Genomic DNA, 26287 nt, shown 5'->3' with positions numbered 1-26287 from the left:
CTCGACGGGCCGATCATCGTTCACCTGGTGTGAACTGGCCGCCAGGTTCAGCGTGGTCGACTCAGCCACTCCCAGGCGCGGCGGAGGCCCATCTGCACTGGGTCGTCACCCGCGGCCTCGACCTCTCTGGCCGGCGTGTCCTCGCCCGGCTCGTGCATTTCGGCACCGGGCACCGACAGCACGACCCCCCGCTCGTACAGATCGGCGATCTGCTCCCGGTGGGCGAAGCGATGGGACCGGTACGGCTTCGGCGGGGCCACGATGACGCCGTGGAAGATGTCGTCCCGTTCGTCGGCGAGCACGTGCTCGACCACGCCGACGGGTGCCGATTCGACGTCGTAGACCCGGGTGCCGACGGCGAGCGCAAGGTACGAGACCTTCGCGCCGAGATCCTCCACGGCGTTCACGTTACCCGCCGCCTGATCACCACGGGCCCGATCACTCGTGGTCGGTGCGGACGCCAGGGCGGTGCGCGGCGGGCAACCGCCACGCCCACCCACGGCGGGCCACCCCGGACACCACCATGCCGTTCACGCCGTACGCAGCCAGCCGAGGGTCTTCATCGTGGAGAGGCTGGTCGCCTTAAGGCCAGCGGCGGAGACGGTCCAGAGCACTCCGTCGACCACCAGTGACCGGCGGATCGTCGTCATACCCTCGAGACGCCCCGTGCCCAGCGTGTGGTCGACCGCGCCGACCTCGGTGAACCCGCCGTCGCCGGCTCGCAGGGCCAGCGCCACGTTGCTCGGCAGGCCCGTACCGTGGACGGTCAGTGGGACCACGACCAGGCGTTCGGCCGGCCAGTAGAGGAACGCATGCGGGTCGAACTCCGCCTCGGAGTGCCCCTGCTTGACGTGGTACTGGGCGATCCGGGTCGGCTTGGCCGGATCGGAGACGTCGAAGAGTGAAAGCTGGGTGCCCTGGACACGGCCCTGGTCGGACGCCTCCTGCCCGACGCCGAGCAGCCGTCCTTCGCCGGCCGGGTGCAGGTACGCCGAATACCCGTTGATCTTCAGTTCGCCGCTCACCTTCGGCGCCCCCGGATCACGCAGATCGACGGTGTAGAGCGGGTCGGTCTGCCGGAAGGTGACGACGTACCCGGTGCCGCCGACGAACCGTACCGCGTATATCCGTTCCCCCTTGCCCAGTCCGGTGACCTTGCCGACCTGGGTCAGCGCCGTGCCGTCGGCGCGCAGGACGTACACGCTGGACGTCGAGTTCGGCTTGTTGCCCCAGGTACGGCCACTGGTGGTGGCCACTCTCAGGTGACCGTCCCACTCGGACATGGCGTACTGGTTGATGAGCCAGCCCGGTACGGAGGCGGCGGCGACGTACCGCGGGGCACCGGCGCCCGAGGTGTCGAACTGGTAGATCTCGGTGGTCTCGTCCCTGGGATCGGGTGCGATGTTCCGCGCGGTCAGCATCGGCAGCACCCGCCAGCGCTGGTCGTTGGCGACGTACAGCCGGGGTCCGTTGCTGTAGACGGTGTCGCCGTCGGCGATCACGGTGACCGGGTCGCCAGCGCCGAGCGTGGCCACACCGAGGTCGAAGCTGAGCACGGTCACCAGCGACGTGCCGGAGTAGGCGGCCGGCCGGCTCACCCGTTCGCAGCCGACCCGTCCGGCGCTGGTTCGCCCGCCGGAGGTGACCTCGTACCGGGGCAGCCAGTCGTCGGCGGTGGCGTTGTCGATGATCTCGCGGTTGGCGGTGGTGCGCTGCCCGTCTGTGGCCTGTTCCCGGTGCGGGAAGTTCAGCCGGGGCATGGAGCGGACCACGACGCGGACCGTCGTGCCTACCTGGCGGGCGTCCACCAGATTGCCGTCGATACGGTATTCGCCGATGACCTTCGGTGCGCCGGAAAGGTCGACCATGATCAGCCGGGGGCCGATGATGCCGTTCGGCATCGGGGCAGCGCCGCCGTCTGCCGGGGCGGGGCGCCCGCCTCTCTCGGGGACGGCGTCTTTCGCCGTTCCAACCCACCCCTCGCGGAGCAGCACCAGCGCCCGGTCACCCTGCAGCAGCAGGCTGTCTTCGGCCCCGCCGAACCCGCCGGGTGCCAGTTGCAGTTCCCCGGTCAGCTGGCGGGTGGCCGGGTCGATCACGTACAGCTTGCCTTGGTTGACGGTGACGATCCGCTTGCCGTCGGTCTTGACCAGGTCCGGTTCGTCGACCCCGGCCTCGTGGGTGTTGGTGCCCGAGTAGCCGGGGGCGGCGGCCCCGGCCGCCGTGTCGCCCAGGGCTGTGGCCCCGGGCGCCGCATCCGCCCGCTTCGCTCCGGCGGGCGCCCCGGCCTGTTCCGCGCCGCCGAAGGTACGGATGTCCCCGTTCGGCCCGAACCCCCAGGGCCCGACGTACGCCTTGGCAGCCGTCTTCAGCTGCCGCAGCGCCTCCGGGCAGGAGTCGAACGCGACGAGCCGGAACCCGCCGGCCGGCACTTGCCGGTCACGTGGCGGCACGGGGGCCGGCTCTGTCGTACAACCGGTGACCAGCGCCAGGCCGGCGACCAGGGCCAGTCCCATGAGGCGAGCTGGGGTCATGACTCGGGGGACGCCGGTGGCGGCCGTTGGATGGGGTACGTGGGCGCTGCTACCCGTCATGCCCCCTACGACGTGGCTGCCCCGGGCTGGGTTCCCAGCATGCAGACCCCGCGCCGAGTAAACGACCGGGGGTGCGGGTGTCGGTCGCTCAGGCGGAGGCGGCGCGACCCATCTCGGCAAGGATCCCGGTGCCCTGACCGAGCTCGATCAGATAGCCGTACGGCCACACCGAACGCGGTCACGAACGGCCACGGCGTCCACCTGATTGTGAGCGCGGTGATTTTCACCCATGCAGTCTGGTCCACCGGCAAGGTGGCCGGGCCTGGATCACCCCGGCTACCGCTTCCGGTCGCACCACCGCGACGGCCCGGCGAGGCCGGCCGGGCCGACACGACACCTTGTCGCCAAGGATTGAATGATGGTTCAATCCTTGCGTGGCGTACCGAAGCACCGAGCGGGTGAAGGCTCGGCTGAGCGCCTCCCGGGAACGGATCATCGCCGCGGCACTGGGAATCATGGCCGAGCACGGGTACGCCGGCTGCTCGGTCGCCGCCGTCGCCGAGCGGGCCGGCGTGGCGACCGGCAGCGTCTACCGCCACTTCCCGACCAAGGCCGACCTGTTCGCCGAGGTGTTCCGCACGGCCTCCCAGCGCGAGGTGGACGCGGTCGCGCGCGCCGCAGCGCTGGAGACCTCCGCCGCCGAGCAGATGGCCGCCGTCGTCGAGACGTTCTCCGGCCGCGCCCTGCAGTCCCCACGGTTGGCGTACGCCCTGCTCGCCGAGCCGGTCGACCCCGCGGTCGACGCCGAGCGGCTCGTCTTCCGCCGCGCCTACGCCGAACTGATCGCCGGGTACGTCGCGGCCGATGTGGCGAGCGGTGAACTACCCCCGCAAGATCCGGAGCTGACCGCGACCGCGCTGGTCGGCGCCCTGGCCGAGGCCATGGTCGGTCCGCTGGCCGCCGGGGTCGCCGGCCCGGAGACCATCCCCGCCCTGATCGCCTTCATCCACCGCGCGCTGGGAGTATCGCCGTGACGACACACGAGGTCTTCAACCAAGTTCCCCCGCTCGCTGGCTACGACGCGGCGGACGACCCGGCACTGCTCAACGGGCTCGAGCGGGAGGGCGCCGGCTGGGCCGCCGCCGAGCTGCACGAGCTCGGCCGCCTGGGCGGCGCCGAGCAGGCCATCGAGTACGGGCGGCTGGCCAACGAGCATCCGCCGGTCCTACGCACCCACGACCGCTCCGGCCATCGGATCGACGAGGTCGAGTTCCACCCCGCCTGGCACGAGCTGATGCGCACCGCGGTCACGCACGGCCTGCACGCCGCACCGTGGGCGGACGATCGACCGGGCGCACACGTGGCCCGGGCCGCCAAGTTCTACACGTGGCGGCCCGACGCCGGCCACGGCTGCCCGATCTCGATGACCTACGCAGCAGTGCCGGCGCTGCGGCACAACCCGGAGCTGGCCGCGCGGTACGAGCCGCTGCTCACCGCCACGACGTACGACTTCGGGCTGCGTCCGCCGCTGGCCAAGCAGGGGCTGCTGGCGGGCATGTCGATGACGGAGAAGCAGGGCGGCTCGGACGTGCGCGCCAACACCACCACCGCCCGCCCTGAGCCGGACGGAACCTACCGGCTCGTCGGGCACAAGTGGTTCACGTCGGCGCCGATGTGCGACATCTTCCTCACCCTCGCCCAGGCACCGGACGGAATCACCTGCTTCCTCGTCCCGCGTGTCCTTCCCGACGGCACCCGCAACCCGATGCGGCTGATGCGCCTGAAGGACAAGCTCGGCAACCGGTCCAACGCCTCGGCGGAGGTCGAATACGAGCAGGCGGTCGCCTGGCGCGTCGGAGACGAGGGCCGTGGCGTGCGCACGATCATCGACATGGTCAACCTGACCCGCCTCGACTGCGTGATCGGCGCGGCGGCCGGGATGCGCCAAGGCTTGATCACCGCCGCCCACCACGCCACCCACCGGCAGACCTTCGGCCGGTACCTCATCGACCAGCCACTGATGCGCAACGTGCTCGCCGACCTCGCGGTCGAGTCCGAGGCCGCCACCATTCTCATGATGCGCCTCGCCGGAGCGACCGACCGATCCGCGCGCGGCGACGCCAGCGAGACCGCGTTCAAACGGCTCGCCCTCGCCGTAGGCAAGTACTGGGTCTGCAAGCGCTGGCCGGCACACGCCGCGGAGGCCCTCGAATGCCTGGGCGGCAACGGCTACGTCGAGGAGTCGGGCATGCCGCGGCTGTTCCGCGAGTCGCCGCTGAACTCGATCTGGGAGGGCTCCGGCAACGTCGCCGCCCTGGACGTCCTGCGTGTTCTCGTCAAGGAACCCCAGGTCATGGAGGCGTTCCAGGCCGAGGTGAGCGCCGCTGCCGGCGCCGACGCACGGCTCGACGCCGCGGTCCGCCAGGTGCAGGCCGACCTGTCCGACCTCGACGACCTCGAACTGCGGGCGCGGCGCGTCGTCGAGCGGCTCGCCCTGGTGCTGCAGGGCTCGCTGCTGGTGCGGCACGGCCACCCCGCCGTCGCCGACGCCTTCTGCGCGTCCCGGCTCGGCGGCGATCACGGCCAGGCGTACGGCACCCTACCGACCGGCGTCGACTTCGCCGCGATCATCTCCCACGCCACCCCGAAGGTAAGCTGACAGAAACCTCCCCGGTGGCCATCACCGTCCGGACCGGTGTCGGCCACACCAGACGCAGCGGGGTGCCGGCTGGTCAGCCGGACCTCCGCCGCCGGCTCTCGGGACCCAGCGTCAGGTCGCCGGTCGAACGATGGCAAGGAACAGGGCCAGGGCGACGGCCTGGATGCCGGCCACGGTGATGATCAACGCGGTGATCGAGTAGTCGTAGAGGGCACCGGTGAGCAGCCCACCGACCAGGGTCGCCCCGCCCAACCCGGCGGCGAAGATGCCGTAGGCGGTGCCCCGCCGAGCGGCGGGGACGATGTCGGCGATGGTCGCACGCATGGTGGATTCCTGAATGCCGAGCACGGCACCCCAGGCCAGGACCCCGGCGACCGCGGTCGCCGGGGTGGTGGTGAAGGCCGCCAGCGGGATCAGGGCGGTCAGCACGGGTACGGCGGCCAGTACCCGGACGCCGGCCCGGTCGTACAGCCACCCGGAGGCCAGCGCGGCGAGCGCGTCGACGCCCATCGCGGCGGCGTACACGACCGGGACCACCGCCACGGGTACGACGTGCCGGGTGGCGAGGTGGAAGCTGAGCACCCCGAAGGTGGCGTAGCCGGCCGTGGTCACCGCCGTGAACGCCAGATAGGTCCAGAACACGCGGGGTAGCCGGCCGCCAGGCGGGGCGGGCGGCGCGCCGGGTCGAGGGCCGGGTTCGAAGCGACGCGGGTCGGGCACGCCGGCGCGTAGCCACAGCAGCAGGAGCATCGCCGCCACGGCGGGTACGGCCAAGGCGAGGAACGCGGGCCGGTAGTTGTGGGCGGTCGCGGCCAGTACGGCGGCGACCAGCAGCGGCCCCGCCACGCCGCCGGCCTGGTCGAGCGCCTCATGGACGGCGAAGCCCTTGCCGCGGCCGACTGCCGCAGCGGCGTGCGAGAGCATGACATCCCTCGCCGGGCCGCGGATGGCCTTGCCGGCGCGCTCCGCGACGAACAGCGTCGCAGCCAGCCACAGTGCGGTGGTCAGCCCGAGAGCGGGCACGGCGACCATGGTCACGGCATAGCCGACCAGGACGAGCGGCCAGTAGGCGCGGGTCCGGTCCGCGAGGGGTCCGGTGGCCAGCCGCCCGGCCAGGGCGGTCGCCTCGCCAGCGCCGGTGACCAGCCCGACGACGGTCGCGGATGCGCCGAAGGTGGCCAGATAGGGGCCGATGACCGACCGGGCGCCCTCGTACACCACGTCCGACAGCAGGCTGACAACACCGAAGGCGGACACGAACCGCCACGGCGTCCACCTGATGGTGAGCGCGGTGACTCTCACCCGTGCAGTCTGGCCTACCGGCAAGCTGGCCGGGCGTGGATCGCCCGACTACCGTTTGCCGGGGAAAACCGAGGAGCCGAGCATGCAGGCAACCACAGTCGTGAACCTGAAGGGCCACCGCGACGACCCGGCGTACGCCGACGTGGTCTACGTCGGGCGCGCCATGTATCGCGGCGGCTGGCAGCTCCCCCGCTCCCCGTTGTCCAGCCCGTACCGCCCCGGCCCGGACGGCACCCGGGACGAGGTCGTCGAGAAGTACCGCGCGTACCTGCTCGACAGCCCCGAACTCCTCGCACTCCTGGCGGAAGTGCGCGGGCGCAGGCTCGGCTGCTGGTGTGCGCCGGAGCGCTGTCACGCCGAGGTGATCGCGGAACTCGCCGACTCGCCGCCGGCGTCGAGCCTCCGGTAGGAGGCCCGGCGGAGCTGTCTGATCGACGTGGTCTGCCGACGAGCTGCTCAGCTGTTCTGTGGGAAGCCGAGGTTCACGCCGCCGTGGGACGGATCGAGCCACCTGCTGGTGACCACCTTGGACCTGGTGAAAAAGTGCACGCCGTGCGGCCCGTACGCGTGCGAGTCACCGAACAGTGAGTCCTTCCAACCTCCGAACGAGTAGTACGAGACCGGAACCGGGATCGCCACGTTGACGCCGACCATGCCGACCTCGATTTCATTCTGGTACCGCCGCACGGCGCCGCCGTCGTTGGTGAAGATGGCGGTGCCGTTGCCGTACGGGTTGGCGTTCACCATTTCGACCGCCGCGTCGTAGCTGGGGACCCGCACCACCGAGAGCACCGGACCGAAGATCTCGTCCGTGTAGATGGACATGTCCACGTCGACGTGGTCGAAGAGTGTCGGCCCCAGCCAGAAGCCGGCGTCGTCACCGTCGATCGATTGACCGCGTCCGTCGACCACCAGCTTCGCGCCCGCGGACCGGCCGGCGTCCAGATATGACCGCACCCTGTCGCGGTGCGCACCGGTGACCAAAGGTCCCATCTCGCAGCCTGGGCGGCGACCGTCGCCGACATGCACTCCGGCGATCCGCTCGCTGATCTTGCCGACCAGCTCATCGCCGACCGGATCCACCGCCACGACGACGGAGATCGCCATGCAGCGCTCACCGGCCGAGCCGAAACCGGCCGAGACGGCGGCGTCCGCGGCGAGGTCGAGGTCGGCGTCGGGCAGCACGACCATGTGGTTCTTCGCGCCGCCGAGCGCCTGCACCCGCTTGCCGTTGCGCGTTCCGGTTTCGTAGACGTACCGGGCGATCGGCGTCGACCCGACGAACGAGACCGCCTTGACCTCCGGATGCTCGAGGATCCGGTCGACCGCCTCCTTGTCGCCGTGCACGACGTTGAACACGCCATCCGGTAGCCCGGCCTCGGCGAAGAGCTCCGCCAGGAAGTTCGCCGCGGAGGGGTCCTTCTCGCTCGGCTTCAGCACCACGGTGTTGCCGCAGGCGATGGCGTTGGGCACGAACCACAGCGGCACCATCGCCGGGAAGTTGAACGGGGAGATCACCCCGACCACACCGAGCGGCTGCTGGATCGAGTACACGTCCACCTTGGTCGAGGCGTTCTCGCTGAACCCGCCCTTGAGCAACTGCGGGATTCCGCAGGCGAACTCCACCGCCTCCAGCGCACGCTGTATCTCGCCCGCCGCGTCGGAGAGCACCTTGCCGTGCTCGGCGGTGATGATCTCGGCGAGGTCGGACTTCCGGGCGTTGAGCAGTTCGCGGAACGCGAACATCACGTTCGCGCGTTGGGCGAGGGAGGCGTTGCGCCACCGGGAGAAGGCTTCGCGGGCGGCGGTGACCGCCTCGTCGACGTCCGAGGCGCTGGCGAAATCGACCTGCCCGCCGACCTGACCCGTCGCGGGGTCGTACACGTCACCCGTGCGCTGGGCGATGCCGGTCCATGCCTTGCCGCCGATCCAGTGCGTGATCCTCATGCCGACACCGCCTCAATTGCCTCAGCGAGGATGCCCAGCGCCTCGTCGGCCTCGTCCTCGGTGAGCGTCATCGGCGGCGCCAGCCGGATCACGTTGCCGTGCAGGCCGCCCTTGCCGACCAGCAGTCCGCGACTGCGCGCTTCCTCCAGCAGGGCGGCTGCGGCCGCGGGATTGGGTTCGCCGGCCGGGCCGACGAACTCGAGGGCGAGCATCAGACCCTTGCCGCGTACGTCGCCGACCACCGGATGCGTCGCGGCGACCGAGCGAAGGCCATGGATCAGGCGGTTTCCCAGCTTTGCGGCGTTCGCCTGCAGGTCGTGGTCGAGGAGGTAGTTGAGGGTGGCAAGGGCCCCCGCGGTGGAGATCGAGTTGGCCTGCAGGCAGTCCATGAGTTCCGCGCGCGCGACGACACCGCCGATCGCCAGACCATTGCCGAGTCCTTTGGCGAAGGTCATCGCGTCCGGCACGACGTCGTGCGCCTGGATGCCCCAGAAGTGCTCGCCGGTACGGCCCCAACCGGTCTGGACCTCGTCGGAGACGAGCAGGATGCCGTACTCGTCGAGCACCTTCTTGAACTCGCGGAACAGGCCGTCGGGCGGGGAGGCGAAACCGCCCACGCCCTGGATCGGCTCGACGATCATGCACGCCACGTCGCCGGCGGTCGCGGTCTCGATCACCTCGCGCAGGTCGGCGACGCACGCCTTGACGTAATCGGCGTCCGACAGGTCCTTGAAGGGGCTGCGGTACCGGTAGCCACCGTGCACCCAGCTCACCTTGATCGGGCTGAGCTCACTGGCCGACCAGCCGCGGATGCCGGTGATCGCGACGGTGGCGAACGCGCGCCCGTGGTACGAGTTGCGCAGCGCGAGCACCTGCCCGCTGCGGCGGTACTGCGTGGCGAGCATCAACGCGGTCTCGTTGGCCTCCGTACCCGAGTTCGTGAAGAACACCTTCGCGTCCGGGATCCCGGACAGGTGCGCGATCTTCTCGGCGAGCTCGACCTGCGACTCGATCAGGTACAGCGTCGAGGAGTGCAGCACGCCGGTGTCGAGCTGCGAGCGGACCGCGTCGCTGATCTCGGCCACGTCGTAGCCGACTGAGTTGGTGAGAATGCCGCCGAAGAAGTCGAGGTACGTGCGGCCCTCGCGATCGGTCACCCGGCGACCGTGCGCGCTGGCGATCTCGATCGGCTGCTCGTAGTACAGCGCCAGCCAGTTCGGCATCACGGACCGGTGTCTGGCCAGCAGCTCGCGGTGCGCCATCGCGCCCTCCCTATCTCGTCCGTACGGCGAGTGTGGCGGCAATCGTTGTCCAACCGCTATGCACAACCTGTGCCGCTCTGGGGGCAAGGGCATTACGTTCTGTGCAGTCCCGCCCACAGGAGGCAGCGATGTACCCCTCCGTCGCAGAAGCCATCGCGTTGCCGGTGATCCGGCGCGCAAAGCCGCAGGTGGTGGCCGGGTCGGCCGGCATGCAGGGCCGGGTCCGCTGGGTCCACGTGGCGGAGGTCGCCGACATAGCGCACCTGCTGCGCGGCGGAGAACTGGTGCTGACCACCGGAATCGCGCTGCCGGACGAAGCGGCGGCGCTCACGAGGTATGTGGACGACCTGGCCGCGGTCCGCGCGGCGGGACTGGTGATCGAGTTGGTCCGGCGGTGGAGTGACCGGATACCGGAGGCGCTCGTGGCAGCGGCCGACCGGCACCGACTCCCCCTGATCACGCTCGCCGAGGAGACGAGGTTCGTGTCCGTCACCGAGGCGGTGGTGGCGCTGATCGTCGACGCGCAGCTCGCCGAGCTGCGGGCTGCCGAGCAGGTGCACGAGACGTTCACGTCGCTCACCGTGGCCGGGGCGGAGCCGGCCGAGGTGCTGCGCGAGGTGGCCAGGATCTCCGGACTGCCGGTGGTGCTGGAGACGCTGGGGCACGAGGTGCTCGCGTACGACGCGGCCGGGCAGAATCCCACCGAGCTGTTGGCCGACTGGGGTCAGCGGTCCCGGTCGGTGGCCGCGCCGGACCGGACCGCCTACGACGAGGAGTCCGGCTGGTTGGTCACGATGGTCGGCGCGCAGGGCGCAGACTGGGGGCGCCTGGTCCTGCTCTCGCCGGCTCCTCCACCGCACCGGCACGTTGTGGTCGCAGAGCGGGCCGCGTCGGCGCTGGCGGTGCACCGGCTCGTGGCGCGCGATCGGGAGAGTCTGGAGCGGCAGACGCACCGCATGCTGCTCGCGCAGCTGCTCGGTCAGGCGGTACCGCCCCCGGATCTGGCCGCCCGGACGGCCGCGCTGGGCGTTGGCCTCGAGCGGCGGCAGCTGGTCGGGGTCGCGATCCGGCCCGCGACCGGGACGCCGCGCGCCCCTGCGCTGGCCTGGCAGGAGGTGTTGCGCGACCTCGCGGAGGGGACGGCGTTGGCCGCGCGGCGGATGGCCGTGCCCGCCCTGGTGGGCGTCGTGGACGACACAAGCGTTCGGGCGTTGTTGTCGCTGCCCGCGCAGGCCGGGGTCGACCCGGTACTGCGCCGGTTGGCCAGAGAGGTGCATCGCTCCGCGGCCGGTCCGGTGCTGGTGGCGGTCGGCACCACGGTGTCCCACGTCGCCGAGGTGCGCCGCAGCCTGGGCGAGGCCGCCCACGTGGCGGGGGCGGCCCTACGCTCCCCCGGCACGCAGCTCTACCACAAGCTGGACAATGTGCGCCTGCGCGGCCTCCTGCATCTGTTGCGCGACGACGAGCGGGTCCGGGCATTCGCGGACCGCGAGTTGAGTCCGCTGTTGGCGCGGGACGCCAGCCAGCGCAGCCGGCTCGTGGAGCTGCTGCGCTGCTTCTGCGAGCAGGGCGGGAACAAGTCGGCGGCGGCCGCGGCCGCGCACCTGTCGCGTACGGCCTACTACCAGCAGCTGTCGCGGATCGCGCAGGTGCTCGGGGTGTCGCTGGAGGACCCGGAGTCGATGCTGTCGCTGTACGTCGCCCTCCTGGTGCACGAACTCGACGAGGCGTGACGGGTCAAGGGTCCAGCAGGAGTTGCGAATCGAGCCACCGCGCCGATTGACAGCTCGGTGCGGCCGTGCGGGTGGACACAGTGTGCCCTGATCACGGCAAGCGTGGACACTTTGCCGCTGCCCGTGGCGGGTCCGGGACACCCACCATTCCGAGATAAAGATCGAGCTGATCCGCCCCCACCCGCAGCTCGCGCGCCGGCTGGCCGGCCGCTGTTGCGGCAGCGTAACAGGGAGGTGACCGATGGCCGTTGAACCCCTGCCCCCCGCCGAGACCACCGCGGTCGAGCCGGGCACACAGATCACCCATCCGGATGGCCGAGTCGAGCTGCGTGATTTCTCCACGATCGCCGACAGCCCGTACTTCAACGAAGAGCTCGCCCCGGTGCCCATCGAGAAGCGCACCTGGACCACGTACAACTTCGCGGCGCTGTGGATCGGCATGGCGCACAACATCCCCACCTACCTGCTCGCCGCCGGGCTCATCCAGCTCGGCATGAACTGGGTGCAGGCATTTCTCACGATCACGCTGGGCAATCTGCTCGTCCTGATCCCGATGCTGTTGAACAGCCACGCGGGCACGAAGTACGGGATCCCGTTCCCGGTCTTCGCCCGCGCGTTCTACGGAGTCCGCGGCGCGAACGTCCCGGCCCTGCTCCGCGCCTTCATCGCGTGCGGCTGGTTCGGCATCCAGACCTGGATCGGCGGCGAGGCGATCTACGCGATCGCCGGCAAGCTGCTCGGCTCCTGGTGGGTCGACGCGGCGACGGTGATGGACTACCCGTGGACGCTGTGGGCCTCGTTCTTCCTGTTCTGGGCGATCGAGATGGCGATCATCTGGCGGGGCATGGACACCCTGCGGCGCTTCGAGAACTGGGCCGCACCGTTCGTCATCGTGGTCGCCGTCGCCCTGCTGATCTGGGTGCTGGTCGAGGCGGGCGGGCTCGGCCCGATCCTGTCCCAGCCGTCGAAGCTGGGCTGGGGCGCCGACTTCTGGAAGCTGTTCGCGCCGTCACTGATGGGGATGATCGCCTTCTGGGCGACGCTGTCGCTGAACATCCCCGACTTCACCCGGTTCGGCGGCAGTCAGCGGCAGCAGGCGTACGGCCAGATCCTCGGTCTACCCACCACGATGTCGTTCTTCGCCATCCTGTCGATCATGATCACCTCGGGCACGGCCGTGATCTACGGTGAGGCGATCTGGGACCCCATCCAGCTCGCGGCCAAGTTCGAAAACCCGCTGGTCGTCGCACTCGGCCTGTTCACCGTCGTGGTCGCCACGCTGTCGGTGAACGTCGCGGCGAACACGGTCAGCCCGGCGTACGACTTCTCCAACGCCCTGCCCCGACTGATCAACTTCCGGACCGGAGGCCTGATCACCGGCGTGCTCGGCATCCTGATCCAACCGTGGCGCCTGGTGCAGGACCCCAACATCTACATCTTCGTCTGGCTCGGGTTCTACGGCGGCCTGCTCGGCGCCGTCGCCGGCGTACTCATCGCCGGGTACTGGATCCGCAACCGCACCAGCCTCCAACTGCCGGCCCTCTACCGCCCCGAGGGCAGGTACTGGTTCTCCGGCGGGTGGAACTGGGCCGCCATCGTCGCCACCGTCGTCGGCGCGGTCCTCGCGGTGGGTGGCGCCTACTCCGCACCCGGCAAGGGGCCGTTCCCGTCCGACGGGCTCATCCCGTTCCTCAAGCCGCTCTACGACTACAGCTGGGTGGTCGGACTGATCGGCGGGTTCCTCGTCTACCTGGCGCTGTCGATACCGCGCACCGCGCACGCGAAGGGGGAGAAATGAGCAACATCATCCGAGCCGGGCTGGTGCAGCAGAAGTGGACCGGCGACAAGGAGTCGATGATCGCCAACGCGGTCGACGCCATCCGCAGCGCCGCCTCGCAGGGCGCACAGGTGGTCTGCCTGCAGGAGTTGTTCTACGGCCCGTACTTCTGCCAGATCCAGGACGCGGACTACTACTCGTACACGGAGGCCATCCCGGACGGGCCGACGACCGCGCTGATGCGCGAGGTCGCCGAGCAGCACGGCGTGGTGCTGATCGTGCCGATGTACGAGCAGGAGCAGCCCGGTGTCTACTACAACACCGCCGCGGTGATCGACGCCGACGGCACCTACCTCGGCAAGCACCGGAAGAACCACATTCCGCAGGTGAAGGGGTTCTGGGAGAAGTTCTACTTCCGGCCGGGAAACCTCGGCTATCCGGTGTTCGACACCGCCGTGGGGCGCATCGGCGTCTACATCTGCTACGAGCGGCACTTCCCCGAGGGCTGGCGGGCGCTCGGCCTGGCCGGCGCGAAGATCGTTTTCAACCCGTCGGCGACCAGCCGCGGCCTGTCGGAGTACCTGTGGCGGCTGGAGCAGCCCGCGGCCGCGGTCGCCAACGAGTACTACGTCGGCGCGATCAACCGGGTCGGCGTGGAACCGTTGGGCGACAACGACTTCTACGGCCAGTCGTACTTCGTGGACCCGCGCGGGCAACTGGTCGGCGACGCGGCGTCGGACAGCGAAGCGGAGGTTGTCGTCCGCGACCTGGACATGGACAAGCTGGCCGAGGTCCGTGACCTGTGGGCGTTCTACCGCGACCGCCGTCCCGACACGTACGAATCGCTGGTGAAGCCGTGAGCATCGTCATCCGCAACGGAACAATCGTCAACGCCACCGGGGCGTACCCGGCGGACGTGCTGGTCGAGGGCGAGCGGATAGCGGCGCTCGCCGCGCCCGACTCGGGTCTGGCCGAGCAGTGGACGTCCGGTGCCGAGCGCGCGATCGACGCCACCGGGAAGTACGTGGTGCCGGGCGGCATCGACGGCCACACCCACATGGAGATGCCGTTCGGCGGCACGTTCTCGGCGGACAATTTCGAGACCGGGACAATCGCGGCAGCCTGGGGCGGCACGACGACCATCGTCGACTTCGCCGTACAGGGCAAGGGCACATCCGTGCTGTCCGCGCTGGACAAGTGGCACAGCAAGGCCGACGGCAACTGCGCGATCGACTACGGGTTCCACATGATCATCTCAGACGTCAACGACACGTCTCTGAAGGAGATGGACGCCTGCATCGACGCGGGCGTCAACACGTTCAAGATGTTCATGGCCTATCCAGGGGTCTTCTACGCCACCGACGGGGAGATCCTGCGGGCGATGCAGAAGGCCCGGAACACCGGGTCGATGATCATGATGCACGCGGAGAACGGCATCGCCATCGACCAGCTCGTCGCGCAGGCGCTGGCCAACGGTCAGACCGACCCGGTGCAGCACGGCCTGACCCGGCCGCCCGAGCTGGAAGGCGAGGCGACCTCGCGGGCGATCGCGCTGGCCAAGGTCACCGGCGCGCCGCTGTACATCGTGCACCTCTCCGCCGCGCACGCCCTGGACGCGGTCACCCAGGCGCGTGACACCGGGCAGAACGTGTTCGCCGAGACCTGCCCGCAGTACCTGTTCCTGTCGCTGGAGGATCTGGCCAAGCCCGACTTCGAGGGCGCGAAATACGTCGCCTCTCCCCCGCTGCGCCCCAAGGAGCACCAGGCGGAACTGTGGCGGGGCCTGCGCACCAACGACCTGTCGCTGGTGTCCACCGACCACTGCCCCTTCTGCTTCAAGGACCAGAAGGAGCTGGGCCGGGGCGACTTCTCCAAGATCCCGAACGGGATGCCCGGCGTCGAGCACCGGATGGACCTGCTCTATCAGGGCGTCGTGAAAGGCGAGATCACCCTGCCGCGCTGGGTGGAGATCAGCTCGACCACGCCCGCCAGGATGTTCGGGCTCTACCCGCGTAAGGGCGTCATCGCGCCGGGCGCCGACGCGGACATCACGGTGTACGACCCGACGGCCCAGCAGACCATCTCGGCCAGCACGCACCACATGAACGTGGACTATTCCGCGTACGAGGGCATGGAGCTGACCGGAAAGGTCTCCACCGTGCTGTCCCGTGGTCGAGTCGTGGTCGACGACAACGCCTTTCACGGCGCGGCCGGGCACGGCAGGTTCCTGAAGCGCGATCTCAGTCAGTACCTGGTCTAAAAGGAGGAGCCGTGGACTTCGGTGTCGTACTCCAGACCGACCCGCCGGCGCGCGACGTCGTGGCCGGCCTCACCGCCGCCGAGGACAACGGGTTTCGCTACGGGTGGACGTTCGACTCCTGCGTGCTGTGGCAGGAGCCGTTCGTCATCTACTCGCAGGTCCTCGCCGCAACAAAGCACCTGATCGTCGGGCCGATGGTGACCAACCCGAGCACCCGCGACTGGTCGGTCACCGCGTCGCTCTTCGCCACGCTCAACGACATGTTCGGCAACCGCACGGTGTGCGGGATCGGCCGCGGCGACTCGGCCCGGCGGGTCATCGGCCAGCCGCCGGCGAGCCTGGCCACGCTGAAAGAAGCGATGCACGTGATCAAGGAGCTGGCCGAAGGCAACGAGGTCGAACACCACGGCACGCCGGTGCGCATCCCGTGGGTGCGTGACGGCAGGCTGGAGATCTGGATGGCCGCCTACGGCCCGAAAGCGCTGCGGCTGGTCGGCGAGCAGGCCGACGGCTTCATCCTGCAGACGGCCGATCCCGACATCGCCCGCTGGACGATCGGCTCGGTACGCGATGCGGCCACCGCAGCAGGTCGAGATCCCGACTCGATCACGATGTGCGTGGCCGCGCCGGCCTACGTGGGCACCAACGTCGCGCACCAACGGGATCAGCTGCGCTGGTTCGGCGGCATGGTCGGCAACCATGTGGCCGACCTGGTCGCCCGCTACGGTGATTCCGGGGTCGTGCCGAAGGCGCTCACCGACTACATCAGGGGGCGCGAGGGCTACGACTATGCACACCACGGCCGCGCCGGCAATCCGTCCACCGACTTCGTGCCCGATGAGATCGTCGACCGGTTCTGCCTCGTCGGCCCCGAGTCAGCCCATGTCGACCGGCTGCAGGAGCTCAAGGAGATCGGGGTGCACAACTTCGCCCTCTACCTCATGCATGACGACAAGGAGAAGACCCTGTCCTCGTACGGCAAGAACGTCATCACGCAGGTCTGATCCGGGCCACTCGACGTACGCCTCGCACGTTCCCTGAGCGTGATCGGTGGAGCTCAACTGGATTGGCGAGGAATGCTGGCCCTTCAGGGCCGGGAGGAATCGCGTCACGGACCGGGATGCTTCTGCCCGTTGATGTAGTCCTTGATCACTTCCAGTGGGGCGCCGCCGCAGGACGCGGCGAAGTACGAAGGGGACCACAGGTGCCCGTGGATGATGTGCCGGTTGATCCGGCCGGTGAACTCCTTGCGCAGGTAGTGCGCCGAGACGCCCTTGAGTCGGTTGACCAGCGTGGATACGGTGTGGGCATGCCTGCGAAACTGGACAAGGTCGTGAAGCCGAGATGGGCGGCCAAGGTCCTCGGCATCGACTACGCGGACCTGCCGAAACTCGACCGCCCCTGGACGAAGAGGGACGTGCGGTCGCTGCGTGACAGCAGGCCCGGCTGGCTGACCGAAGCGCGACGCCGCCACGCGGGCAGCGTGCAGCAGGCCAGCGAGGCGCGGGCAGCGGAGCTGGACGTCGCACTGGCACGTCTCGGGTACGACGCGCCGGACCTCGGCACCGTCGACCAGGCGGTGCTGTACATCGACGGCGCCCTGACCCACCTGATGATCGAGACACACTGCTCCGAGGACGAAGCGGACCGGGCCGCCTGGCGGCGGTGGCCGACGTCGATGGCAGCCGAAGAGGACTACGCGGACGACGAGGACGCCTGGTGAAGATTGTCGTGCAGGTCCGGCTGTTCCCGGACGCCGCTCAGCAGACGGCGTTGCGGGCCACTCTGGACCTGTGCAACGACGCTGCGAACGTCGCCTCCGGGCTGGCGTACCAGCGGCGGGTGTTCGCCAAGCAGTCGTTGCAGCGGCTCACCTACGGCCAGTTGAAGGACATGGGTCTGTCCGCGCAGCCCGCCATCCACGTCGCCCGGAAGGTATCCGGCGCGTACGCCACCCTGACGGCCAACATCCAGGCCGGCAACCTCGGCAAGCCAGCCTCGAAGAGGCGCCAGGCCGCCGAGGGCAAACCGATCCGGTTCCGTCGCGACGCGGCGCAGCCGTTCGACGACCGTTGCCTGTCCTGGCAACTGGCTGCCCGCACCGTGTCGATCTGGACGGTCGCTGGCCGATCCGGGCCGATCCGCCTCGGCTGCTCCGACCAGCAGCACGCCACCCTGGTCGCGCACCGCCGCGGCGAGTCGGACCTGGTCTGCCGCGACGGCAAGTGGTTCCTGTACGCCACCTGCGACATCCCCGACACCGCGACCAAGGAACCGGACGGGTTCCTCGGCGTCGACCTCGGCATCGCCAACCTCGCCACCGACTCCGACGGCCGCCACCACAGCGGCAAAGCCACAAACCGCATCCGGCACCGCAACCAGCGGCTCCGCGCGAAACTCCAGGCCATCGGCACCAAGTCCGCCAAGCGGCTGCTGAAGAAACGCCGCCGCAAGGAATCCCGGTTTGCCGCCGACACCAACCACCGCATCGCCAAGAGCATCGTGACCGAGGCCGAACGCACCGGCCGCGGAATCGCCCTGGAAGACCTGGGCGGCATCCGCGACCGGGTACGGCTCCGACGGCCCCAGCGGGTCACGCTGCACTCGTGGGCGTTCCACCAACTCGGCCAGTACATCGCCTACAAGGCGAAGCGGTCCGCAGTGGCGGTCGTGCACGTCGACCCGGCGTACACCTCGCAGGGATGCTCCGCCTGCGGACACGTCGCCAAGGCCAACCGGCCCAACCAATCCACCCTTCCACTGCCGGTCGTGCGGCTTCGCTGAGCACGCCGACCGGAACGCAGCCCGCAACATCGCCGCACGCGGTGTTACAGGCTGGGCAGCCGTCAGCCTGCCGAACGCGGCGCGACCTCGTGCTCATCACCACGAGCCGTCACGATCCGCAAGCTCGGCCCTCCAGGGTCGAGAAGCTGACACAAGCTGGCTGAGGCGGACCACCTGGCCGCCGGAGCGGTCTGGGGACGATCTTGAAGGGACGGCGGTGCGGGGGGACATGGAGGGGGCCGTGCCGTGATCCCGACCCTGATCCTCGTTGGTGATACATCACCGGTCGCGCCACCCTCGGCGACGGCGGAGCCTTCATCGGCCCTTTCCCTCCACGCGCCCCACCAGGTGTGTCATGTCCGCCCATCCCCGGTCGGCGCCTCTTCCGCCGGCTCCGGCGGCGTCGGGCCGTCCACCCGTTCCCGCTCCCGGCGGTCCCGCCGTTTCTCGACGAGGGCTGCGAGCAGCAGCGACCCGACGGCCGCGGCCCGGCCCCAACGGCGCAGGGCGGCGCGGATCGGCCCGGGCGGTGGCGCCGGCGGCGGTCCGGGCACCACCACCCGGTCGACCCCCGGGTACGCGAGCCGGGAGGCCGAGATCGCTTCCTCCTCCGAGCGCAGGGCCCGGTTCCCGCCGATGACGAGGTGCCGGGCCTCGTCGCGGTATCGCCAATGCCACAGGTCGCCCTCCGGCCACAGCTCGATTCGTTCCCCCGGCCTGTCCAGGGCGGGTGTTTCCGGTTCACCCTCGCCCTCGGGTGGGTGAGGCGAGCGGTGGGCGGCCCGCCGCAGGTCCGCGCGGGTGAGTTCGCCGACGCCGGCTGCGCCGCCGCGGTGCAGCGCCCGCGCGGTCAGGAAGGCGAGGGCCCCGGCCAGGATCGGCAGGACGAGCACCAGCACCTGGAACACCGACAGCAGGTCGTAGATCGGCACCCGCAGCAGGCGGGCGATGATGTCGTCGCCGGCCGCCACCGTGAGTACCGCGTAGAAGGTCAGCGCGGCCACACCGATGCCCATCCGGACGGGATGGTCGCGGGGCCGGTCGAGTAGGTGGTGCTGCCGGCGATCGCCGGTACGCAGCCGTTCGACGAACGGCCACGCGTAGAGGACGAGGAAGGTCAACCCGCCGAGCACCACGCCGGGGAAGAACGGCGCGGGCACCAGATGCCCGGCGACGCGGAACTCCAGCGGCGGGAACAGCCGCAGGGCCCCATCACCCCAGGCGACGTACCAGTCGGGCTGGGCCGGCGCGGTGGACTGGGCCGGTTCGAAGGGCCCGTAGAGCCAGACCGGGTTGATCTGGATCAGGCCGCCGAGGGCGAACAGTACCGCCAGCACCCAGGCGAACAGGGCGAGCGTGCGCAGGGTGTAGCTCGGCCACAGCCGGGAGCCGACGACGTTGTGCTCGGTCCGCCCCGGACCGGGGAACTGGCTGTGCTTCTGCCGCACCAGGATGCCCATGTGCAGCGACACGAGGGCGACGAGGACGGCCGGCACCAGCAGCACGTGGGCGACGAACATCCGGGGGATCATCTCGTCGGAGGGGAACTCCCCGCCCAGGGCCAGGGAAACCAGCCACGCCCCGACCAGGGGGATCGACTCCACCACCGAGGTGATGATCCGCAGGCCCAGCCCGGAGAGCAGGTCGTCCGGCAGGGAGTAGCCGGTGAAGCCGTTGGCCAGGGCGAGGGTCAGCATGGTCACGCCGATCAGCCAGTTGAGCTCACGGGGTTTGCGGAACGCCCCGGTGAAGAAGATCCGCGCCAGGTGCAGCACGATGGCCGCGACGAAGACCAGCGCGGCCCAGTGGTGGGTCTGCCGGATCAGCAGGCCGGCCCGGACGTCCCAGCTGAGCCGCACCGTCGAGGCGTACGCCGCGGAGGTGGTGGCGCCGTCCAGCGGGGCGTACGCACCGCGGTAGACCCGGTCGGCGGAGCTGGCGTCGAAGAAGAAGGTCAGGTAGACGCCGGTGAGGATCAGCGCGATGAACGAGTAGAGCGCGATCTCGCCGAGCATGAACGACCAGTGGTCGGGAAAGACCTTCACCAGCGCCCGGCGGGTGATCGGCGAGAGCCGTAGCCGGTCGTCCAGGGCCCGGGCCAGCCGGTCGGTGATCATGGTGAGCTCCAGAAGCCCGCGCCGGGCGGCACGGTGAAGTCACCGGTCGCGCGGAGGAAGCCGTCCGGTCCGACCTCGATCGGCAGCCCTGGCAGCGCCCGGGCCGCCGGACCGGCCACCGGCCGGGCATCTGCCAGCAGGTCGAAGGAGGACTGATGGCAGGGACAGAGCACCTGCCCGGTGCCCTTGAGGTAGATCCGGACCGGGCACCCTGCGTGCGTGCAGAGCAGCGAGTAGACGACCAGCCCGTTCACGTGACCGGCGGAGGGCGGGCGGGAGAAGCGTTCCGGATCAAGGCGGACCGCGAAAGCGGGGCCGTCCCCGGTGTCGAGGTGGCCCTCGGGAAAGATCCCGACCGCGGTGCCGGCGGGCACGTCCTGCAGCCGCAGTGGCCGTCCGTCCGCGGTGACCAGCCGCACGCCGGGTCCCCATGGGGTGTCTCTGCGTGCCTGGAGCGGGTGGGCCCGTCCGGAGGGCAGCAGGGAGCGCAGCGGGAACAGCGCGGCGGCGCCGAGCGCGCTCAGCGCGAGCCCGAGCGCGGCGAGCAGGCCCCGCCGCCGCACCGGGCTGTCCGGCGCGGCGAGCACTGCGGCGGTCATCGCCTGCTCGGTCGGAGGCGGCGCGAAGCCCTCGTGCTCCTCGACGTACCCGTCGACCGGCACGAGCCGCCGGCCCCAGATGGCGAGGCCCACGGCCAGCCCGGCGAAGGCCACCGCGAGACAGACCCCCTCCCAGCGGGTGTCGCCGCCCACCGCGTACGTCACCGCGAAGCCCACCGCCCCGGCGGCGCTGACCAGAAACGCGACGACGGTCCGGCGACTGGCCGCCCGCTCGCTCGCCGAGGGACGCCGCGCGCTCACTCCCCCGCCCTCCTGCCCAGCCATCGAGCGGCTGCCACCAGCAGACCCAGGACGGCCACCCAGGCGACCAGTCCCTCGGCCAGCGGGCCGAGCCGACCGAGGGGGTTGCCGCCCCGGTCCAGCCGCTCGCCGCGGAGCCGCTGCACGTACGCGGTGAGGTCGTTGACCTGCTGGTCGTCGAGCACCTGGCTGGGAAAGACCGGCATCAGCCCGGGGCCGACCCGGACCGCCTCGGCGACCTGCGTCGCTGTGGCGTCGTACAGCGGCGGGGCGGTCCAGCCGTTGGTCAGCGCGGTGCCCGCGCCGGTGGCCCCATGGCAGGGTGCGCAGTTGGCGGCGAAGATCTCCTGACCGGAGACCAGGTTGCCCGGGGCGACCCGGGGTATCTGCGGACCACCCCCGCCGAAGCTGCCGACGTGGCCCACCAGTGCGCGGATGTCGTCGGCCGAGAACACCGGTTCCGCGCGCCGGGCCTGCTGCTCCTCCCGCGACAGCGGCATCCGTCCGGTGGAGACCTGGAAGTCGACCGAGGCGGGGCCGACGCCGATCAGCGACGGGCCCCGCTGCGTGCCCCGCCCCTGCTCACCGTGGCAACTCGCGCACTGCTGCAGGTAGAGCTCGGTGCCCCGGTCCGCCGGGATCGACGACGGCGCGGACGCGGCCGGGGTCGCCGCCCCGGGGGTCGGCTCGGGGGCGAGCGCCACCGGACCGGCGGCGAGCACCAGCACGGCTCCGACCGCGAGCATCCGGCGGGGATGCAGGGTGAGCCGCCGGGCCGCGGCTCGTGAGTGCCGCATCGGTCAGTCCAGCGTGTAGAGGTAGGCGGCGATGTCCTGGGCGTCAATGGCACTGATACCGAGGTTCGGCATGGCGGTCCCGGGCTCCACGGCCTGGGGATCGGCGATCCAGCGCCGGAGGTTGTCGGCGTTGTTGGGCAGTTGACCGGCGATATAGGAGCGGGCGCCGAACCGAGTCAGGGGCGGGCCGACCAGGCCGTCGGCGCGGTTGATGCCAGGGATGGTGTGGCACGACCCGCAGCCGTACTGGGCGATCAGCTCTGCGCCGCGGTCGGGCCGTCCGTTGCGCGACTCCGGTGGTGGCGGTGGGGCCGTCGAGGCGCAGGCGGTAACCGCGACCATCGGCAGGATCATGAGGGCCGCACCGAGTGCCCAGAGCCGGCGGGGCAGCATCATGGCACCATCCCTTCCGCTTCAGCTGTGGTCGCCATCGGGCGGGTCCCTCCGGGTGGCGGCCCCCCGCGCAGGCCGTCGGGCCGGTCGCGGTCCATCCGCAGCAGCCAGCCCAGGAACACGGTCAGCGCCACGACCAGCACGGCCAGGTCCATCGGCGCCCACATCAACAGGCCGGCGAGTTGCTGGTCGGCCAGCGGGTCGGCGCCGAACACCCGCCGCGGATAGATCGGTTGCGGGGCGAAGGTGAGCACGGCGCCGAGGGCCGAGGCGGGCAGCATGGTGCCGGCCAGCAGCAGCACCGTCACCGGGGCGGGGGCGCGGTGCCGTGGCGAGCCGAGCACCGGCGCCCAGAACAGCCAGGCCGTGGCCAGGAAGCACAGATGCTCGGTGGCGTGCACGGCGGGACGGTCGACCGCGGCCGCGTACGGCCCGGGCAGGTGCCAGAACCAGAGCACGACGGTCTGCCCGCCACCGGCCAGCAGGGCGTACGTGCCCGGGTGGCGCAGCCGGCGCATCGGCGGCGCCACCCGGCAGCGGGCGAGCAGCCGGCGCAGCGGGAGCGGCACGGCCATGCTCAGCGGCAGCCCCGCCGCGCCGGCCGCGAGCAACGGCCCGGCCACCAGCAGGAGCAGCATGTGCTGAGCCATGTGCCCGGCCAAGGAGGACTCCGCCATCTCGTGCGCCGGCCCGTGCTCAGTGCCGAGCACCACCAGCAGTCCGGCGCCGAACGCGGCCACCCGCCGGCGGGGGACCACGTGCCCCGCGCCGCGGCGCGACCACAGCTCCTGGACGCCCCGCCCGTAGCCGGCTGCCAGCAGGCAGACCGTGACGACGACGAGCATCGCCAGCAGGCTCTCGGCCAGCGGGCTCTGGCCGGGCCCGTGTGCCTGGTGGACGCTCAGAGCTGACATGGCGGCAGCACCAGCACGGCGACCCCGCCGAGCACGATGATCGTCAGGAACAGCAGGTTGACCCAGACGCCCACCACGGCGAGCATCCGGGACCGGCCGTACGCCCGGTCCTGGGTGCCCGTGGCCTGCGCGCGGGCGGTGCGTCGCCATGCCAGGGCGGCGACCGCCAGCGAGCCCGCGGTGACCAGGGCCGGGACGATCACCGCGAGCCCGACGACCCGCCCGAGCGGCATGGCGAGGACGCGGTCGGAGCCGGCGGCGCAGGCGAGTTCGTCGAGGCCCCAGGCGGCGAGCACGTGTACGGCCCAAGCGACGGCGCCGCCGAGGACGCCGTACCAGAGCAGCACCCCGCCGGTCAGACGGGCCCGTGGCCCGGGTGGTGTGGTGGTCATAGTCGTGGGGAGAGGTAGATGGTGAACAGGATGGCGGCCCACACCGCGTCGACGAAGTGCCAGTAGATGGCGGTGTTGCGGACCCGCTCGCGCCGGTGGGCGTCGATGGTGGCGCCGCTCAGGGCGGCGGCGAGCAGCCAGCCGATCATGGTCAGGCCGACCAGGACGTGCAGCCCGTGGAAACCGGTGATCAGGTAGAACAGCGACCCGTACACGTCGGTGGTCAGGGTGAAGTGCCGGAGCTTCTCGGCGTACTCGATGGCCTGCAGGGTCAGGAAGGTCAGCCCGAGCACCATGGTGGCGCCCAGGCCGCACCGCAGCTGCCACCGCCGGCCGTGCCGGCTGCCGCGTTCGGCCCACACCATGGGCAGACTGCTGGGCAGCAGCACGGCGGTCATGATCAACGGCTTGAGCAGTTCCGGGGCCCCGATGGCGCCCGGCGGCCACTGGGGGCCGTACTGGAAGCGGAGGTAGAAGTAGCTGCCGAGCAGGCAGGCGAAGAGGGTGGCCTCGGTGGCCACGAACATCACCATGCCCCACCAGCCGGTCGATCGACCGGCTGGCAGCTCGGTGCTCAGCGCCTCGGCGCCGGTGGCCGCCATGATCCCGCCCCGATCCGTCATGGTGTCGCCACCCCGCTCGTCCGGCTCGGTCCAGCTGGCCAGAGCCAGACCGCGATCGTCGCGGCCACCACCACCGCGGCGACGGCCGCCACCGGGTACCAGGCGACGAGCAGAGCGGCGAAGAGGACCAGCAACGCGGCGGCGAGCACGAGGGGCTTGAGCGTTGACTCCGGCATCGGCACCGGGCGTTCGACGCGGGCGTCCAGTTCGCTGGTGAGCAGTGTGTTGCGTCCCTCGCTGAGGATGCGGTCCGCGGTCGCCCCCTCGCCGGTCGACTCGGCGGTCCGTTCGTCCCACACCGGGTGCAGGCTGTGCACCCGAGGCAGGACGGGGAAGTTGTACGGCTCGGGCGGCGACGTGGTGGCCCATTCCAGGGTGTCGGCGCGCCAGGGGTCCGGCGGGGCGGGCCGACCCCGGCGGACGGCGTGCACCACGCCGACGAGCACGAGCAGCAGTCCGAGAGCGAGCACGTAGGAGCCGATGGTGCTGACCAGGTTCCATCCGCCCCAGCCCGGCTCGCTGGCGTAGGTGTAGACCCGGCGGGGCATCCCGAACAGACCGTAGAGGTGCATGGGGAAGAAGGTGACGTGCATGCCCGCGAAGACCAGCCAGAACGCCCAGCGCCCCAGCCCTTCGTGGTACATCCGCCCGGTGATCTTGGGCAGCCAGTAGTAGATGCCGGCGAGCATCGGGAAGACCGCGCCGCCGATCAGCACGTAGTGGAAGTGCGCCACCACGAAGTAGGTGTCGGTGACCTGCTGGTCGAACGCGGTCAGGGCGAACATCGTGCCAGTGACGCCGCCGAGCACGAAGGTCACGATGAAGCCGACGACGAACAGTAGCGGCACCCGGATGATCAGCCGGCCGAGCAGCATGGTGGCCAGCCAGGCGAAGATCTGCAGCCCGGACGGAATGGTGATGATCGTGCTGGCCGCGCTGAAGAAGCTGTACGACAGTTGCGGCAGCCCGGTGGCGAACATGTGGTGCACCCAGACCCCGAACGAGATGATCGCGATCGCCACGATGGACAGCACGATCAGCGGGTAGCCGACCACGCCCCGCCGGGTGAATGCGGGTAGCACCGCCGAAACGATGCCCAGCCCCGGCATGACGATGATGTACACGTCGGGGTGTCCGAAGATCCAGAACAGGTGCTGCCAGAGCAGGACGTTTCCGCCGGCCGACGGGTCGAAGAAGTGGGTGTCGAACCGGCGGTCGAGGAACAGCATCGCGTTGTCGAGGTTCAGCGCCGGCAGCGCGAAGATCACCATGAACGCGGTAGCGACGATCGCCCAGACGAACAGCGGTACCCGGTTGAGCGACATTCCCGGTGCCCGCAGCTTGAGCGCGGTGACGATGAAGTTGATCGAGGCGGCGGTCGTGGATATGCCGAGGAAGAGCAGACCGAGGGCGTAGACGTCCATGTGCAGGCCGGGGTTGTGCTGCTCGGAGTTCAGCGGCGCGTACGCGAACCAGCCGCTGTTGGGGGCGGCGCCGAAGGGCAGGCTCGCCCACATGAACAGGCCGGCGAACAGGAAGACCCAGTAGCCGAAGGCGTTCAGTCTCGGGAACGCCATGTCCCGGGCGCCGATCATCAGGGGTACGAGGTAGTTCCCGAAGCCGAAGAGCATCGGTGTGGCGAACAGGAAGATCATCGCCGTGCCGTGCATGGTGAAGAGCTGGTTGTACTCCTCGGGCGACAGCAGTCCCGCCTCGGGTCGGGCGAGCTGGGTGCGCATGGCCAGGGCGCTGAGTCCGGCGAGGACGAAGAAGACCCCGGCGGTGACCAGGTAGCGCCGGCCGATCCTCTTGTGGTCGACCGTGCTGAACCAGCCGCGTAGCGAGCGCGGCTCCGCCCAGTGTTCCGTCAGCCGGGCCAGGTCCACCCGGCTGACGCCGGGCGGCGTGCTGGTCGTGACCATAGTTCCCCCTC

Annotated in this window: 24 protein-coding genes and 1 pseudogene; 11 read left to right on the top strand and 14 right to left on the bottom strand. The window is 70.5% G+C overall.

Features of this window, described 5'->3' with window-relative positions; genetic code table 11:
• Window positions 1–47: 47 nt before the first annotated feature.
• Both OG470_RS23755 and OG470_RS23750 read right to left on the bottom strand, forming a co-directional pair.
• A complete protein-coding gene (locus OG470_RS23755; protein WP_328415581.1) occupies window positions 48–398 on the bottom strand; it encodes a hypothetical protein in 351 nt (116 codons plus the stop codon).
• A 132-nt stretch (window positions 399–530) separates the two neighbouring features.
• Window positions 531–2516 carry a beta-propeller domain-containing protein gene (locus OG470_RS23750; RefSeq protein ID WP_328415579.1) on the bottom strand — a complete coding sequence of 662 codons (1986 nt, stop codon included), beginning with the start codon at window positions 2514–2516 and terminating at the stop codon, window positions 531–533.
• A gap of 452 nt (window positions 2517–2968) precedes the next feature.
• Here OG470_RS23750 and OG470_RS23745 point away from each other — a divergent pair, with 452 nt between their 5' ends.
• Window positions 2969–3568, top strand: coding sequence for a TetR/AcrR family transcriptional regulator (locus OG470_RS23745; RefSeq protein WP_328415577.1), 600 nt, complete (start codon window positions 2969–2971; stop codon window positions 3566–3568).
• Window positions 3565–5193 (top strand): isovaleryl-CoA dehydrogenase, encoded by a 1629-nt coding sequence (locus OG470_RS23740; protein WP_328415575.1) that lies wholly within the window; start codon window positions 3565–3567, stop codon window positions 5191–5193. The genes OG470_RS23745 and OG470_RS23740 overlap by 4 nt, the downstream gene beginning before the upstream one ends.
• Window positions 5194–5304: 111 nt before the next feature.
• Here OG470_RS23740 and OG470_RS23735 read toward each other — a convergent pair whose 3' ends face one another.
• A complete protein-coding gene (locus OG470_RS23735; RefSeq protein WP_328415573.1) occupies window positions 5305–6495 on the bottom strand; it encodes an MFS transporter in 1191 nt (396 codons plus the stop codon).
• Between the two features lie 82 nt (window positions 6496–6577).
• On the opposite strand from OG470_RS23735, the gene OG470_RS23730 reads away from it, so the two are divergent.
• Window positions 6578–6904 (top strand): DUF4326 domain-containing protein, encoded by a 327-nt coding sequence (locus OG470_RS23730; protein WP_328415571.1) that lies wholly within the window; start codon window positions 6578–6580, stop codon window positions 6902–6904.
• Between the two features lie 47 nt (window positions 6905–6951).
• Here the strand turns inward: OG470_RS23730 and OG470_RS23725 are convergent, their stop codons facing one another.
• Window positions 6952–8442 carry a CoA-acylating methylmalonate-semialdehyde dehydrogenase gene (locus tag OG470_RS23725; RefSeq protein ID WP_328415569.1) on the bottom strand — a complete coding sequence of 497 codons (1491 nt, stop codon included), beginning with the start codon at window positions 8440–8442 and terminating at the stop codon, window positions 6952–6954.
• A complete protein-coding gene (locus OG470_RS23720; RefSeq protein WP_328415568.1) occupies window positions 8439–9704 on the bottom strand; it encodes an aspartate aminotransferase family protein in 1266 nt (421 codons plus the stop codon). Before OG470_RS23720 ends, OG470_RS23725 begins: the two co-directional genes overlap by 4 nt.
• Window positions 9705–9832: 128 nt before the next feature.
• Between OG470_RS23720 and OG470_RS23715 the strand changes: the two genes are divergently transcribed.
• The 5 genes from OG470_RS23715 (at window position 9833) to OG470_RS23695 (ending at window position 16478) form a co-directional block, all read left to right on the top strand.
• A complete protein-coding gene (locus OG470_RS23715) occupies window positions 9833–11437 on the top strand; it encodes a PucR family transcriptional regulator (RefSeq protein ID WP_328415566.1) in 1605 nt (534 codons plus the stop codon).
• A gap of 241 nt (window positions 11438–11678) precedes the next feature.
• Window positions 11679–13235, top strand: coding sequence for an NCS1 family nucleobase:cation symporter-1 (locus OG470_RS23710; RefSeq protein ID WP_328415564.1), 1557 nt, complete (start codon window positions 11679–11681; stop codon window positions 13233–13235).
• Window positions 13232–14074 (top strand): nitrilase-related carbon-nitrogen hydrolase, encoded by an 843-nt coding sequence (locus OG470_RS23705; RefSeq protein ID WP_328415562.1) that lies wholly within the window; start codon window positions 13232–13234, stop codon window positions 14072–14074. Before OG470_RS23710 ends, OG470_RS23705 begins: the two co-directional genes overlap by 4 nt.
• The gene (gene hydA, locus OG470_RS23700; protein ID WP_328415560.1) at window positions 14071–15474 is read left to right on the top strand and encodes a dihydropyrimidinase; all 1404 of its coding nucleotides are present in this window, start codon (window positions 14071–14073) and stop codon (window positions 15472–15474) included. The genes OG470_RS23705 and hydA overlap by 4 nt, the downstream gene beginning before the upstream one ends.
• An 11-nt stretch (window positions 15475–15485) precedes the next feature.
• Window positions 15486–16478, top strand: a complete 993-nt coding sequence (locus OG470_RS23695; RefSeq protein ID WP_328415558.1) for a TIGR03842 family LLM class F420-dependent oxidoreductase — start codon at window positions 15486–15488, stop codon at window positions 16476–16478.
• Between the two features lie 104 nt (window positions 16479–16582).
• On the opposite strand, the gene OG470_RS37375 is transcribed toward OG470_RS23695, so the two are convergent.
• Window positions 16583–16765 (bottom strand): IS200/IS605 family transposase, encoded by a 183-nt coding sequence (locus OG470_RS37375; RefSeq protein WP_442931208.1) that lies wholly within the window; start codon window positions 16763–16765, stop codon window positions 16583–16585.
• A gap of 18 nt (window positions 16766–16783) precedes the next feature.
• Here OG470_RS37375 and OG470_RS23690 point away from each other — a divergent pair, with 18 nt between their 5' ends.
• The 3 genes and pseudogenes from OG470_RS23690 to OG470_RS37370 form a co-directional block, all read left to right on the top strand.
• Complete coding sequence (locus OG470_RS23690; protein ID WP_328415556.1) at window positions 16784–17197, top strand: hypothetical protein; 414 nt, start codon at window positions 16784–16786, stop codon at window positions 17195–17197.
• Window positions 17140–18258, top strand: a complete 1119-nt coding sequence (locus OG470_RS23685) for an RNA-guided endonuclease InsQ/TnpB family protein (RefSeq protein WP_442930953.1) — start codon at window positions 17140–17142, stop codon at window positions 18256–18258. Before OG470_RS23690 ends, OG470_RS23685 begins: the two co-directional genes overlap by 58 nt.
• A pseudogene (locus OG470_RS37370) lies at window positions 18254–18508 on the top strand (hypothetical protein); the annotation flags it as partial. The gene OG470_RS23685 and the pseudogene OG470_RS37370, both read left to right, overlap by 5 nt.
• 103 nt (window positions 18509–18611) lie before the next feature.
• On the opposite strand, the gene qcrB reads toward OG470_RS37370, so the two are convergent.
• From qcrB to ctaD, 8 genes are read right to left on the bottom strand one after another with little or no spacing between them, the layout of a single operon-like run.
• Window positions 18612–20375, bottom strand: a complete 1764-nt coding sequence (qcrB, locus tag OG470_RS23680; protein ID WP_328415552.1) for a cytochrome bc1 complex cytochrome b subunit — start codon at window positions 20373–20375, stop codon at window positions 18612–18614.
• The gene (locus OG470_RS23675; protein WP_328415551.1) at window positions 20372–21235 is read right to left on the bottom strand and encodes a QcrA and Rieske domain-containing protein; all 864 of its coding nucleotides are present in this window, start codon (window positions 21233–21235) and stop codon (window positions 20372–20374) included. The genes qcrB and OG470_RS23675 overlap by 4 nt, the downstream gene beginning before the upstream one ends.
• The gene (gene qcrC, locus OG470_RS23670) at window positions 21232–22032 is read right to left on the bottom strand and encodes a cytochrome bc1 complex diheme cytochrome c subunit (RefSeq protein WP_328415549.1); all 801 of its coding nucleotides are present in this window, start codon (window positions 22030–22032) and stop codon (window positions 21232–21234) included. The genes OG470_RS23675 and qcrC overlap by 4 nt, the downstream gene beginning before the upstream one ends.
• Before the next feature lie 3 nt (window positions 22033–22035).
• Entirely contained in the window at window positions 22036–22428 is a 393-nt protein-coding gene (locus tag OG470_RS23665) for a c-type cytochrome (protein ID WP_208869579.1), read from the bottom strand.
• Window positions 22425–23339, bottom strand: a complete 915-nt coding sequence (locus OG470_RS23660; protein WP_328415546.1) for a cytochrome c oxidase assembly protein — start codon at window positions 23337–23339, stop codon at window positions 22425–22427. The genes OG470_RS23665 and OG470_RS23660 overlap by 4 nt, the downstream gene beginning before the upstream one ends.
• Window positions 23327–23731 (bottom strand): hypothetical protein, encoded by a 405-nt coding sequence (locus OG470_RS23655; RefSeq protein ID WP_328415545.1) that lies wholly within the window; start codon window positions 23729–23731, stop codon window positions 23327–23329. Before OG470_RS23655 ends, OG470_RS23660 begins: the two co-directional genes overlap by 13 nt.
• Window positions 23728–24354, bottom strand: coding sequence for a cytochrome c oxidase subunit 3 (locus OG470_RS23650; protein ID WP_328415544.1), 627 nt, complete (start codon window positions 24352–24354; stop codon window positions 23728–23730). Before OG470_RS23650 ends, OG470_RS23655 begins: the two co-directional genes overlap by 4 nt.
• Window positions 24351–26276 carry a cytochrome c oxidase subunit I gene (gene ctaD / locus OG470_RS23645; protein WP_328415543.1) on the bottom strand — a complete coding sequence of 642 codons (1926 nt, stop codon included), beginning with the start codon at window positions 26274–26276 and terminating at the stop codon, window positions 24351–24353. Before ctaD ends, OG470_RS23650 begins: the two co-directional genes overlap by 4 nt.
• Window positions 26277–26287: the final 11 nt, after the last annotated feature.

Origin of the sequence: Micromonospora sp. NBC_00389, assembly GCF_036059255.1 — a bacterium.
Lineage (GTDB): Bacteria > Actinomycetota > Actinomycetes > Mycobacteriales > Micromonosporaceae > Micromonospora.
Note: the sequence above shows the minus strand (reverse complement) of the source record. Positions and strands in the feature narration are given on the sequence as shown.

Excerpts from the sequence above, each read along its gene's own strand:
- OG470_RS23750 (WP_328415579.1), bottom strand. The coding sequence starts at position 2,516 with ATGGGACTGGCCCTGGTCGCCGGCCTGGCGCTGGTCACCGGTTGTACG.
- OG470_RS23730 (WP_328415571.1), top strand. The coding sequence starts at position 6,578 with ATGCAGGCAACCACAGTCGTGAACCTGAAGGGCCACCGCGACGACCCG.
- OG470_RS23725 (WP_328415569.1), bottom strand. The coding sequence starts at position 8,442 with ATGAGGATCACGCACTGGATCGGCGGCAAGGCATGGACCGGCATCGCC.
- OG470_RS23720 (WP_328415568.1), bottom strand. The coding sequence starts at position 9,704 with ATGGCGCACCGCGAGCTGCTGGCCAGACACCGGTCCGTGATGCCGAAC.
- OG470_RS23715 (WP_328415566.1), top strand. The coding sequence starts at position 9,833 with ATGTACCCCTCCGTCGCAGAAGCCATCGCGTTGCCGGTGATCCGGCGC.
- OG470_RS23710 (WP_328415564.1), top strand. The coding sequence starts at position 11,679 with ATGGCCGTTGAACCCCTGCCCCCCGCCGAGACCACCGCGGTCGAGCCG.
- OG470_RS23705 (WP_328415562.1), top strand. The coding sequence starts at position 13,232 with ATGAGCAACATCATCCGAGCCGGGCTGGTGCAGCAGAAGTGGACCGGC.
- OG470_RS23690 (WP_328415556.1), top strand. The coding sequence starts at position 16,784 with ATGCCTGCGAAACTGGACAAGGTCGTGAAGCCGAGATGGGCGGCCAAG.
- qcrB (WP_328415552.1), bottom strand. The coding sequence starts at position 20,375 with ATGATCACCGACCGGCTGGCCCGGGCCCTGGACGACCGGCTACGGCTC.
- qcrC (WP_328415549.1), bottom strand. The coding sequence starts at position 22,032 with ATGCGGCACTCACGAGCCGCGGCCCGGCGGCTCACCCTGCATCCCCGC.
- OG470_RS23665 (WP_208869579.1), bottom strand. The coding sequence starts at position 22,428 with ATGATGCTGCCCCGCCGGCTCTGGGCACTCGGTGCGGCCCTCATGATC.
- OG470_RS23660 (WP_328415546.1), bottom strand. The coding sequence starts at position 23,339 with ATGTCAGCTCTGAGCGTCCACCAGGCACACGGGCCCGGCCAGAGCCCG.
- OG470_RS23655 (WP_328415545.1), bottom strand. The coding sequence starts at position 23,731 with ATGACCACCACACCACCCGGGCCACGGGCCCGTCTGACCGGCGGGGTG.
- OG470_RS23650 (WP_328415544.1), bottom strand. The coding sequence starts at position 24,354 with ATGACGGATCGGGGCGGGATCATGGCGGCCACCGGCGCCGAGGCGCTG.
- ctaD (WP_328415543.1), bottom strand. The coding sequence starts at position 26,276 with ATGGTCACGACCAGCACGCCGCCCGGCGTCAGCCGGGTGGACCTGGCC.